Origin of the sequence: Nonomuraea aridisoli (assembly GCF_003236395.1) — a bacterium.
GTDB lineage: Bacteria > Actinomycetota > Actinomycetes > Streptosporangiales > Streptosporangiaceae > Nonomuraea > Nonomuraea aridisoli.
Window position 1 is genome coordinate 40,619 of record NZ_POUD01000026.1, and the last position, 12,082, is coordinate 52,700.

Annotated in this window: 8 protein-coding genes; 5 read left to right on the forward strand and 3 right to left on the reverse strand. The window is 71.5% G+C overall.

The genetic code is table 11. The features are described from left to right. Nucleotides 1-81 precede the first annotated feature (81 nt). Nucleotides 82-228, reverse strand: a complete 147-nt coding sequence (locus tag C1J01_RS49690; RefSeq protein ID WP_181448663.1) for a hypothetical protein — start codon at nt 226-228, stop codon at nt 82-84. A gap of 199 nt (nt 229-427) precedes the next feature. Here C1J01_RS49690 and deoC point away from each other — a divergent pair, with 199 nt between their 5' ends. The 4 genes from deoC (at nt 428) to C1J01_RS51980 (ending at nt 8,978) form a co-directional block, all read left to right on the forward strand. Further along, nucleotides 428-1,357, forward strand: a complete 930-nt coding sequence (deoC, locus tag C1J01_RS09535; protein WP_111178201.1) for a deoxyribose-phosphate aldolase — start codon at nt 428-430, stop codon at nt 1,355-1,357. Then, on the forward strand, nt 1,357-2,784 hold the full coding sequence (locus C1J01_RS09540) for an aldehyde dehydrogenase family protein (RefSeq protein ID WP_181448664.1): 1,428 nt from the start codon (nt 1,357-1,359) through the stop codon (nt 2,782-2,784). The genes deoC and C1J01_RS09540 overlap by 1 nt, the downstream gene beginning before the upstream one ends. 179 nt (nt 2,785-2,963) lie before the next feature. Continuing rightward, entirely contained in the window at nt 2,964-3,809 is an 846-nt protein-coding gene (locus tag C1J01_RS09545; protein WP_111178205.1) for an aldehyde dehydrogenase family protein, read from the forward strand. 360 nt (nt 3,810-4,169) lie between these two features. Next, nucleotides 4,170-8,978 (forward strand): ThuA domain-containing protein, encoded by a 4,809-nt coding sequence (locus tag C1J01_RS51980; RefSeq protein ID WP_235854343.1) that lies wholly within the window; start codon nt 4,170-4,172, stop codon nt 8,976-8,978. A gap of 51 nt (nt 8,979-9,029) precedes the next feature. On the opposite strand, the gene C1J01_RS09555 is transcribed toward C1J01_RS51980, so the two are convergent. Beyond that, nucleotides 9,030-10,469 (reverse strand): amidase, encoded by a 1,440-nt coding sequence (locus C1J01_RS09555; protein ID WP_111178207.1) that lies wholly within the window; start codon nt 10,467-10,469, stop codon nt 9,030-9,032. A gap of 98 nt (nt 10,470-10,567) precedes the next feature. Here C1J01_RS09555 and C1J01_RS09560 point away from each other — a divergent pair, with 98 nt between their 5' ends. Next, nucleotides 10,568-11,131, forward strand: a complete 564-nt coding sequence (locus tag C1J01_RS09560) for a threonine synthase (RefSeq protein ID WP_235854344.1) — start codon at nt 10,568-10,570, stop codon at nt 11,129-11,131. 86 nt (nt 11,132-11,217) lie between these two features. On the opposite strand, the gene C1J01_RS09565 is transcribed toward C1J01_RS09560, so the two are convergent. Then, the gene (locus tag C1J01_RS09565; protein ID WP_220039808.1) at nt 11,218-11,856 is read right to left on the reverse strand and encodes a hypothetical protein; all 639 of its coding nucleotides are present in this window, start codon (nt 11,854-11,856) and stop codon (nt 11,218-11,220) included. Nucleotides 11,857-12,082: the final 226 nt, after the last annotated feature.

The following is a 12,082-nucleotide window of genomic DNA, read 5'->3' on the forward strand; positions in this document are numbered from 1 at the left end:
TTTTGCGGCATCTGTCATCCGGTCAAGGGGGCGCGGAGGCCCGGCCATGGGCGAGGAGATGGCCGGGCTCTCGTGGGGCGGTCATGAGGTACGGCGCTTGCCGAACAGCGAACGGCGCTCTGCCTTGTTGCGCCGTTCCGCGTCGCGTACCCGCCGGTGCTCGGCGGCCGCGCGGCGCAGCTCGCTCGCGGTGGACTTCATGAGTTCGTACTCGATCTCGGGATTCACGGAGGTTCTCCTGCCGATTCGCACTATTTCCTGACATCTTTAAGGTTCGGGCTAAGACCCCCTCTCCCGCATCGGGTGGATGCCTTATCTCCGGTGCTCACGGGCGTACCGCATACCTAGGACCACGGGGGCCGGTGCCCTAGGGAGATCCGGTTTGGAGGTGGCGGCCCTGGTCGGCGATGCTGTCTAGGTGTCAACTGTGACTACCTCGCTCGCCGACGTCGCTTCGTCCGACGCGGCGTTGCGGGCCTTCCTGCACGGCCTTCCCGGGGTTGACCGGGTCGGCGCCGACCAGCGGGCGGCGATGCTCGGCACCCGTTCGATCAAGACCACGGCCAAGGCCCAGGCCATCGACCTGGCCATCTCCATGGTCGACCTGACCACCCTCGAAGGGGCCGACACGGCCGGCAAGGTGCGCGCGATATGCGCCAAGGCCGTCCGCCCCGGCGGCGGCGCGCCCTCGGTGGCCGCCGTCTGCGTCTACCCCGACCTCGTCGCGGTCGCGGCCGAGGCGCTCGCCGGCACCCCCATCAAGATCGCCTCGGTGGCGACCGCGTTTCCCAGCGGCCGCTCCACGCTCGACGTCAAGGTCGCCGAGACCGAGCGGGCCGTCGCCGACGGCGCCCACGAGATCGACATGGTGATCGACCGCGGCGCGTTCCTGTCCGGCCGCTACAAGAAGGTGTACGACGAGATCACCGCGGTGAAGGCTGCCTGCGGCGACGCCCACCTGAAGGTGATCCTCGAGACCGGCGAGCTCGCCACCTACGACAACGTGCGTCGCGCGTCCTGGCTGGCGATGCTGGCCGGGGCCGACTTCATCAAGACCTCCACCGGCAAGGTGTCCCCCGCCGCCACGCCGCCGGTGACGCTGATCATGCTGGAGGCGGTGCGCGACTTCCGCTCGACGACCGGGCGGCAGGTCGGCGTCAAGCCCGCGGGCGGCATCCGCACGACCAAAGACGCGATCAAGAACCTCGTGCTGGTCAACGAGACGGCCGGCGACGACTGGCTCACCCCCGAGTGGTTCAGGCTGGGCGCGTCCTCGCTGCTCAACGACCTGCTGATGCAGCGCGAGAAGCTGGCCACCGGACGCTACGCCGGCCCCGACTACTTCACCCTGGACTGATGATGGCGATCTTCGAGTACGCCCCCGCGCCGGAATCACGTGACGTCGTCGACCTGCGGTCGTCGTACGGGCTGTTCGTCAACGGCGAGTTCGTCGAGGGGTCGGGCAAGCCGTTCAAGACGGTCAATCCGGCCACCGAGGAGACGCTGGCGGAGGTGGCCACGGCCACCTCCGACGACGTCGACCGGGCCGTCCAGGCGGCGCGCAAGGCGTTCGGCGTCTGGAGCGCGCTGCCCGGCAGCGAGCGCGCGAAATACCTGTTCCGCATCGCCCGCATCATCCAGGAGCGGGCGCGGGAGCTCGCCGTGCTGGAGTCGCTCGACAACGGCAAGCCGATCCGCGAGTCGCGCGACTTCGACCTGCCGCAGGTGGCGGCCCACTTCTTCTACTACGCGGGCTGGGCCGACAAGCTGGAGTACGCCGGGTTCGGCATGAAGCCGCTGGGGGTCGCCGGGCAGGTGATCCCGTGGAACTTCCCGCTGCTCATGCTGGCCTGGAAGGTCGCCCCGGCGCTGGCCTGCGGCAACACCGTGGTCCTCAAGCCGGCCGAGACGACGCCGCTGACCGCGCTGCTCTTCGCCGACATCTGCCGCCAGGCCGAGCTGCCGCCCGGCGTGGTCAACATCGTCACCGGCGCCGGCGAGACGGGCGCGGCCGTGGTGGCCCACCCCGACGTCGACAAGGTGGCCTTCACCGGCTCGACCGAGGTCGGCCGGATCATCGCCCGAACGGTCGCCGGCACCGGCAAGAAGCTCACCCTGGAGCTGGGCGGCAAGGCCGCCAACATCGTGTTCGAGGACGCGGCGATCGACCAGGCCGTCGAGGGCATCGTCAACGGCATCTTCTTCAACCAGGGCCACGTCTGCTGCGCGGGATCGCGGCTGCTGGTGCAGGAGTCGATCCAGGACGAGCTGCTCGCCGCGCTCAAGCGGCGCGTCGCCACGCTGCGGGTCGGCGACCCGCTCGACAAGAACACCGACGTCGGCGCGGTCAACTCGGCCGAGCAGCTGGCCAAGATCCGCCGGCTCAGCGAGCTGGGCGAGTCGGAGGGCGCCGAGCGGTGGTCGCCCGCGTGCGAGCTGCCCGAGAGGGGCTTCTGGTTCCCGCCGACGTTGTTCACCGGGGTCGCGCAGTCCCACACCATCGCCCGCGAGGAGGTCTTCGGGCCGGTGTTGTCGGTGCTGACCTTCCGCACCCCGGCCGAGGCCGTGGAGAAGGCCAACAACACGCCGTACGGGCTGTCGGCCGGCGTGTGGACCGAGAAGGGCTCGCGCATCCTGTGGATGGCCGAGCGGCTGCGGGCCGGCGTCGTGTGGGCCAACACGTTCAACAAGTTCGACCCCGCCTCGCCGTTCGGCGGTTACAAGGAGTCCGGCTTCGGCCGCGAGGGCGGGCTGCACGGGCTGGAGGCGTACCTTGATGTGTGATCATCGCCGGAGCCGGCGCGCCGGGCGGCGCGCCCAGGCCACCAGGGGGCACGCCTTCGCCAGGGCCGGCCGTCCCGTCAGGGTCGGCTGGTACGCCCACCGCTGCGGCGTGAGCCGGTGCGGTCAGGTCTTCGTGCCCGTCGAGACGTCGCAGGAGTCCACATGGAGGGGGCGGGGCGATGAGTAGGTTGTCCGTCAGAAAGACCTACAAGCTGTACATCGGAGGGGCGTTCCCGCGCTCGGAGAGTGGGAGGTCCTACCCCGTGACCTCGGCCAAGGGAGACTTCCTCGCCAACGCCTCGCTGGCCTCGCGCAAGGACGCCCGCGACGCGGTGGTGGCCGCGCGCAAGGCGTTCGCCGGCTGGTCGGGCGCGACCCCGTACAACCGGGGGCAGATCCTCTACCGCGTCGCCGAGATGCTGGAGGGGCGGCGCGCGCAGTTCGCCGACGAGCTCGGCGGCGGCAAGCGGGCCGCGCTGGAGCGGGTGGACGCCGCCATCGACCGGCTGGTCTGGTACGCCGGGTGGTCCGACAAGATCGCCGCGCTGCACGGGGCGGCCAACCCCGTCGCCGGGCCGTACTTCAACCTGTCGACGCCCGAGCCGACCGGCGTGGTGGCGATCGTCGCGCCCGCCGATCCGCTGCTCGGCCTGGTGTCGGTGGTCGCGCCGGTGATCGTCACCGGCAACACGTGCGTCGTGGTGGCCTCCGAGCCGGCGCCGCTGCCGGCGATCACGCTGGCCGAGGTCCTGGCCACGTCCGACCTGCCCGGCGGCGTGGTCAACATCCTCACCGGACGGCAGGCCGAGCTGGCCCCGTGGTTGTCCGCGCACATGGACGTCAACGGGCTCGACCTCACCGGGGTGGCCGACCCTGACCTGGCGCTCTCGTGCGAGCAGGCGGCGGCCGAGAACCTCAAGCGGGTGGCGCGGCCGGTCGAGGAGGACTGGAGTGCCGATCCCGGCATCGGCCGGATGACCCGGTTCCTGGAGACCAAGACCGTCTGGCACCCGATCGGCGTCTGAGCCCTGCTCGAGTGACGTGTGGCCGTCCAGCCCCCGAGGCTGGACGGCCACACGCGCTTGGGCCCTGACCGGCTCCCTTTCGCCGATTATTGGCGAAAGTCATCACGAATCCTAGAAGAAGGTCTTCACAGATCACTGAAAGCGGCTTACCTTCGGGGCAATAACGGCATATGTGGAGGAACTGTGAGGCGACTGGACCTTCCTGCCGGTTCGCTTCAGCTCCGCTGATCCCGGGCCGTACCCTCGCCAGTGAAAGGATGCCCGCCCATGCCCCCCAGGCGGCGAACCGCTCGCGCCTCACGATGGACGGCGCGGATCTGCGCCTTACTGCTGCCCCTCGCGGGGCTGACCGTGCTCCCCATGGCCGCTCCCGCCCAGGCGCACCCGGCGGCCATCGACCCCGCGGACTACCAGCGCGTCGAACTGGCCAAGGGCGTCGACGAGATGGGCGAGCCCCTGACGATGGCCGTGCTGCCCGACCTGTCGGTGCTGCACACCTCGCGTGACGGAACCCTGCGGCGCACGGACGCGACCGGCGACACCAGCGTGGTCGGCGCCCTGAACGTCTACACGCACGACGAGGAGGGGCTCCAGGGCGTGGCGGCCGACCCCGGCTTCGCCACCAACCGGTTCATCTACCTCTACTACGCGCCCCGGCTGAACACCCCGGCGGGCGACGCCCCCGCCACGGGCACGGACTTCTCCGCCTGGCAGGGGGTGAACCGGCTGTCCCGGTTCACCGTCAAGCCGGACTGGACGCTGGACATGTCCAGCGAAGTGAAGGTGCTCGACGTGCCGGCCGACCGCGGCATGTGCTGCCACGTCGGCGGCGACATCGACTTCGACGCCGACGGCAACCTCTACCTGTCGACCGGCGACGACACCAACCCGTTCGACTCCTCGGGCTACTCGCCGATCGACGAGCGGACCGACCGGAACCCGGCCTACGACGCCCAGCGCAGCTCCGGCAACACCAACGACCTGCGCGGCAAGATCTTGCGGATCAAGGTCAATCCCGACGGGACGTACGACGTCCCAGAAGGCAACCTGTTCCCGCCGGGGACCGAGAACACCCGGCCCGAGATCTACGCGATGGGCTTCCGCAACCCCTACCGCATGAGCGTCGACAAGGTGACCGGCATCGTGTACGTCGGCGACTACGGCCCCGACGCGGGCAGCTCGAATCCCAACCGGGGGCCGAGCGGCCAGGTGGAGTTCAACCGCGTGACCGGTCCCGGCAACTACGGCTGGCCGTACTGCACGGGCACCAACACGCTCGCCGAGACCTACAACGAGTACACGTTCCCCTCGGGGCCCGCCGGTCAGAAGTACGACTGCGCCGCGGGCGGCCCGGCCAACAACTCCTTCCGCAACACCGGCCTGCCCAAGCTGCCCCCCGCGCAGCCGGCGTGGATCAAGTACGGGGGTGACGCCGGCTCCCCGCCGGAGTTCGGCGGCGGCTCCGAATCCCCGATGGGCGGGCCCGTCTACCACTACGACGCCGACCTCGACTCGGCCGTCAAGCTGCCCGAGGACCTGGACGGCCACTTCTTCGCCGGCGAGTTCGGCCGCCAGTGGATCAAGGCGATCGACGTGAACGCCGATGGCACGCCCGGCGCCATCGCCGACTTCCCCTGGACCGGCACCCAGGTGATGGACATGGCGATCGGCCCCGACGGCGCGCTGTACGTGCTCGACTACGGCTCCGGCTACTTCGGCGGCGACGAGAACTCCGCGGTCTACCGGATCGAGTACATCAAGGGCCGTGACCGCTCGCCGGTCGCGGTGGCCAAGGCCGACAAGACCTCGGGCAAGACCCCGCTGACCGTCACCTTCTCCTCGGAGGGCTCGGCCGACCCGGAGGGCGCGGCGCTCACGTACGCCTGGGACTTCGGCGACGACACCACCTCCACCGACGCCGACCCGGTCAAGACCTACACCGAGGACGGCACGTACACCGCCACGCTCACGGTGAGCGACCCGGCGGGCAACACCGGCAGCGCGAGCGTGCAGATCACGGTGGGCAACACCGCGCCCACGGTGACCCTGGAGACGCCGGTCGAAGGCGCGTTGTTCCAGTGGGGCGACACCGTGCCCTTCACCGTCAAGGTGACGGACCCCGAGGAGACGGAGATCGACTGCTCGAAGGTCACGGTGACCTACGTGCTCGGCCACGACGGCCACGGTCACCAGATCAGCTCGGAGAACGGCTGCTCGGGCGAGCTGACCATCCCCGTCGACGGTGAGCACGACGACGCCGCGAACATCTTCGCGATCTTCGACGCCGAGTACACCGACAAGGGCGGGCTGACCAGCCGTACCCAGCACGTCCTGCAGCCGCGGCACCGGCAGGCCGAGCACTACACCGCGATGTCGGGCGTGTCCAGGATCGACAAGGCCCCCGCCCACGGCGGCAGGACGGTCGGCGACATCCACAACGGCGAGTGGATCTCGTTCAAGCCGTACGAGCTGAGCGGCGCCAAGGGGTTCACCGCCCGGGTCTCCTCCGGAGGCGTCGGCGGCACCCTCGAGGTGCGCGCGGGCTCGGCGACCGGCACCCTGCTCGGCAGGGTGAGCGTCCCGGTGACCGGCGGCTGGGAGACCTTCGTCGACGTCTCCGCGCCGCTGTCGCAGGCGCCGGCGGGCACGACGGAGCTCTTCCTGGTCTTCACCGGCGGCTCCGGCGCGCTGTTCGACGTGGACGACTTCACCCTCCTGGCCGAGCCTCCGGGCGGCGACGGGCCGATCATCGGCCCGATCACCGGCCCCGGCGGCCTGTGCCTGGACGTGGCCGGCGCCAACTCGGCCAACGGCACCAAGGTGCAGCTCTACACCTGTAACGGCACCGGGGCGCAGGTGTGGACCGTCAGCGGCTCCACGATCCGGGCGCTCGGCAAGTGCCTCGACGTCTCCGACGGCGGCACCGCCGACGGCACCCGGGTGCAGATCTGGGACTGCGCCGGCGTGGGCGCCCAGAACTGGACCATCGAGGCGGACGGCACCCTGAAGAACCCGCAGTCGGGCAAGTGCCTCGACGGCTCCGACGCCGCCCAGCTGGTCATCAGGACCTGTGACGGCGGCGCGGCCCAGAAGTGGAAGATGCCGACCCAGCCCGGCACGGGCGAAGGCGACGTCCTGGTCTTCTCGCGTACGGCCGGCTTCCGGCACGACTCGATCCCGGCCGGCATCCAGGCGATCAAGGACCTCGGCTTCGACGTCACCGCGACCGAGGACCCCGCCGCGTTCACCAGCGACAACCTCGCGAAGTACAAGGCGGTGGTCTTCCTCAGCACGACGGGTGACGTGCTCAACGACGCCCAGCAGGCCGCCTTCGAGAGCTACATCAAGGCGGGCGGCGGCTTCGTCGGCGTGCACGCGGCGGCGGACACCGAGTACGACTGGCCGTTCTACGGCGAGCTGGTCGGGGCGTGGTTCGCCTCCCACCCGGCGATCCAGCCGGCGACGATCCATGTGGAGGACCGGGCGCACTCGTCCACCGCCCACCTCGGCCCGCTGTGGAACCGTACGGACGAGTGGTACGACTACCGGACCAACGCCCGTTCCACCGCCCACGTGCTGGCCACGCTGGACGAGTCCTCCTACTCCGGCGGCCGCATGGGCGACGACCACCCGATCGCCTGGTGCAAGGAGTACGAGGGCGGCCGGTCGTTCTACACCGGCGGCGGGCACACGCAGCAGTCCTTCTCCGAGCCGGACTTCCGTCAGCACCTGCTCGGCGGCATCAACTACGCCATGGGCGCGGTCGATGCCGACTGTCGTCCCGAGGTCGGCTACACCCCGATCTACAACGGCGACACGGAGGGCTGGGAGCAGGCCGGGCCGGGCAGCTTCAGCAACGCCGACGGCACCCTCACCTCGCAGGGCGGCATGGGCCTGTTCTGGTACAAGGCGAAGGAGTACGGCTCCTACTCCCTCAAGCTGGACTGGAAGATGGCCGGCGACGACAACTCCGGCGTCTTCGTCGGCTTCCCCGCCTCGGACGACCCGTGGTCCGCGGTGAACAACGGCTATGAGATCCAGATCGACGCGACCGACGCCCCGGACAGGACCACCGGTTCGGTCTACGGCTTCAAGTCCGCCGATCTGGCGGCCCGCGACGCCGCGCTCAACCCGCCGGGCCAGTGGAACACCTACGAGATCCGGGTGGAGGGCGAGCGTCTGCAGATCTTCCTCAACGGTGTGAAGATCAACGATTTCACCAACACCGACCCGGCGCGCTCTCTCCAGCAGGGGTACGTGGGCATCCAGAACCACGGCGCCGGTGACGAGGTGGCGTTCCGCAACATCCGTATCAAGGAGCTCACCCCGGAGGACGACAAGGCCCCGGTGACGACGGCCGCGCTCGACCCCGGCGAGCAGCCGACCGGCTGGTACACCGCGCCGGTGACCGTCACCCTGACGGCCGCCGACGAGGGCTCCGGAGTCGCGAAGACCGAGTACAAGGTGGACGACGGTGACTGGGCCGCCTACACCGAGCCGTTCACGGTCGACAACGACGGGACGCACCAGGTGTCCTTCCGGTCCACCGACAAGGCGGGCAACCAGGAGGAGGCCGAGGACGTCACGCTGAAGCTGGACGCCACCGAGCCCGAGCTGACCGTCGGCGGGCTGACCGACGACGCGAAGTACGGCGACAGCGCCCAGATCACGGTGACCGCCGAAGGCGCCGACGACGGCTCCGGCATCGACACGGTGGCGGCCACGCTGGACGGCGAGGAGCTGAAGCTCGGTGAGCCGCTCGACCTGTCCGCTCTCGCGCTCGGCGCCCACCAGATCACCGTGACCGCCACCGACAAGGCCGGCAACGTGACGGAGCAGGCGGTGACGCTGACGGTGACCACGTCGTTCGGCGACCTCACCACGCTGCTCGACAGGTTCGAGGTCGGCGGGCCGCTGGGAGCCCAGCTGGGCAACTTCCTGAAGTCGGCCCGCACGAGCGACCTGAAGGACCATCCCGAGCAGGCGCTCCACCACCTGGGCAAGTTCCGGGAGGCGGCCGCTCGGGTGACCGACGAGGCCCAGCGCGCCGTGCTGGTCCGCGACGCCGATGCCTTGATCGTCCTCCTGGGCGGCGAGGCGTCCGCCGAAGGGCTCGCCGCCAACGGCGGACGACCCTTCACGGACACCGCGAGGCTGACCGAGGAGTGACCGAAGGGCCCGCGGCCTGATCGCCGATCAGGCCGCGGGCCCCGACGGTCGTCAGAAGGAGAACCCCGGCGGTCTGGTCGGCGGATGCACGGCCTGGAGCTGGGCGGCCAGGCCGAGCAGCTGGGGCTCGCCGCCCGGCGGGGCGACGAGCTGCACGCCGATCGGCATCCCGGTCGAGTGGGTGGCCAGCGGGACGGTCATCGCGGGCCAGCCGCACATGTTCCACGCGCCGGTCGCGGAGGCGTACCCGACGTTGGTCAGGGCGTTGCGCAGGAAACCGCGCTCGCCCCAGCGGTCGGCCCTCGGCGGCACGGCGGCCAGGGCCGGCGTGATCAGCACGTCGGCCCTGCCGAACCACTGGTCGGCGCCGTAGCCGCTCCACCGCTGCCGGCCGCGTACGCCGTCGAACCGCAGCGCGCCGAGCACCCGTCCGGCGCGGGCGAGCGCCCGGGTACGGCGTTCGAGGCCGGCCCGGTCGTCGCCGACGGAGGCGGCGGCGCGGCCCAGCCAGGTCGCGACCGTGGCCGGTCCGAGCCAGAAGGGCAGGCGGCGGTCGTGCTCGACGATCGTGTGCCCGGCCACCCGCAACGTCTCCGCCGCCGCGCGCACCGCGGCCTGGAACTCCCGGTCCATCGGCAGCCCCACGGGCAGCGGTTGCGGGGCGTAGGCCAGCCGCAGGTCGAACGGCTCCGGCGCGTCCGGTGGCGGCTGCGGCTCCCACACGTGGTCCTCGTCCGCCCAGACCGAGCGCAACATCGGCTTCGGCGGCTCCACCCGCCGGCCGCCGCGCCACGCCTCCGCCAGCGAAGGGTCGCCGGCCAGCACCGACAGCGCGAGCGCCAGGTCGGGCACGGTGGTGGCGAAGGGGCCGTTCTCGGCCAGCCGGTCCCAGTCGTCGACCGGGGGCGGCACCAGCCCGGGGCCCGGCTTGACGGCCAGCACGCCGCAGCAGGCCGCCGGGATCCGCAACGAGCCCATGCCGTCGTTGCCGAGCGCGAGCGGCACCATGCCCGCCGCGACGGCCGCGGCGCTGCCGGACGACGAGCCGCCGGCCGTGCGCGACAGATCCCACGGGTTGCGGACGACGCCGTACGGGCTGTCGCCGAACGCGACGAGGGCCAGCTCGGGCAGGTTCGTCAGCCCGACGATCACGGCGCCCGCGGCGCGCAGCCGGGCCACGGCCGGGTGGTCCTCCGCAGCGGGCGCGTCGGACGTCGCGGCGGAGCCGGCCCGGGTGGCCTCGCCGGCGACCTCCAGGTTGTCCTTGACCGCCACCGGCACCCCGGCCAGCGGCAGCTCGGCCAGGTCACGCCTCTTCCGCAGCGCGCGCGCCTCGTCCACGGCCTGCTCCCGCACCCGCCGGAACGCCCCGATCCGGGGATCGCGCTCGGCTATGGCATGGAGGTGCTCCTCGACGACGGTCGTGGCGGTGACCTCCCCACGCCGGACGGCCGTCGCGATCTCGACGGCGGGCCTGCCTGTCCACACCATGCCTTGAGTGTGCAGCCTCAGGTAGGGTCCGTCCATGTGACCGGACCCTCGCTCGCCCTCCGCCGGTCGAGCAGCGGTGGCCGCTGCTGCGGGAGGTCGTGGACCGGCTCGGCTACCACCCGGTCAGCAACCAGACCGTGACGCACACCGGGCATCCGTTCGGCCCGGAGGGCTACAAGACGATCGCGTACGAGCTGTTCCTGCAGCTCGGGGAGGTGCCGGCGGCGGTGTTCGCGCCGACCGGCTATGCCGAGCTGCTGTACGGGGTCTGGAAGGGGTTCGTGGAGCTGCGGCTGCTCGGGGTCGCCGGGCGTACGCTGCGGATGTTCTCCTGCGAGACGGCGGCCGGCGGGCCGCACGCGCGGGCGGTGGCCACCGGCGCGCCCGCCGCGATCGTCGAGCTCGGGCACAGCGACGCGTACGGCATCGCCGGGCCCGTCGGCGGGCACCGGGGCGTGGTGGCCGTGCGCGACAGCGGCGGCGAGGGGTTGTGGCAGGAGCTGTCGGGGACGGAGGGGCTGGCGGCGTACCGGAAGCTGCGGCGCGACTTCGACGGGCCCGTGGTCTGCGTGGCGACGTCCACCGGCTTCAAGGACGCCGGGGTCGGCGAGCGGCACTACCCCATCGTGCGGAACCCGACCCTGGACGACCTACTGCCCTGACCGGCCCGCGCACGGAACCCTCTGTCCTTAAGCGCTGGGCGCGGGCGGCCGGGACCCACCCCCTTCACCCCTGGACGTGCCCGGCTTCATGGGTGGAGCCAGACGCGGAGGGGGCCGATGGGGGTGAAGCCGTGGTGGAGGGCGGGCTCCGGGTCGGTCTCGTAGCCGACCAGGGGGCGGCCGGGGAAGAGAGCGGCGGCCGTCGCGAGCGCGTCCGCCCATGTCGCGTCGAGGTCGGCGCCGAACACGTTGGACACCCCGACGGCCGGGCCGGTCGCCGTGAGGACCGCGCCGCCGGACCGGCCGTACACGATCGTCGCCTCCGTGAGGAGAGCGGGCGGGAAGAGGCCCGTCGTCTCGCCGCCGAAGCACGCCTGCTCCCATTCCGCCAGCGTGGCGGGGTCGCGGACGACCTCCCACGGGGCGCCCGCCGGCTCCGGAGCCGCGCGGTGGATCCACTGGGCCTCGAACAGCACGTCGAAGCCCGGAAGGTCGAGTACGGCGAAGCTGTCCTTGACCGTCGCCCCCGCGCCGGCGTCGATGCGGCCGAGCACGTCGGCGGCCGTCGCCTCGGGGGAGAGCGTGACGGCGTCGGGATAGAAGGGCGGCGTCCTGACCGGGTTGGTCCACGCCCGGCCGGTGAACGTGCCCGGCCTGCCGTGGGCGCGGCACATCAGGTCGCACCACGCGGCGTTGTCGCGGGCGGCCTCCGCCGGCACGTTCACCTGTGTCTCCAAAGGATGCTCCGGCCTTCAGGCCGGTGAGGAATTCGAACTGCTGCGAAGCAGGGCAGGGAGAGACGAATCGCCGTCAGGGCGATGCGCCGTCTGTCTCGGCGGACTCGCGCTCGGTCGCCAAGCGGTAGACGATTTCGGAGTTGAGGGATCGCCGGGCGGACGTGGCCTGACCGGCCGGCCACGCATGAAGGTCGGCGAAGGGTTGGAGAGTGAT

Excerpts from the sequence above, each read along its gene's own strand:
- C1J01_RS09540 (WP_181448664.1), top strand. The coding sequence starts at position 1,357 with ATGATGGCGATCTTCGAGTACGCCCCCGCGCCGGAATCACGTGACGTC.
- C1J01_RS09545 (WP_111178205.1), top strand. The coding sequence starts at position 2,964 with ATGAGTAGGTTGTCCGTCAGAAAGACCTACAAGCTGTACATCGGAGGG.
- C1J01_RS51980 (WP_235854343.1), top strand. The coding sequence starts at position 4,170 with ATGGCCGCTCCCGCCCAGGCGCACCCGGCGGCCATCGACCCCGCGGAC.
- C1J01_RS09555 (WP_111178207.1), bottom strand. The coding sequence starts at position 10,469 with ATGGTGTGGACAGGCAGGCCCGCCGTCGAGATCGCGACGGCCGTCCGG.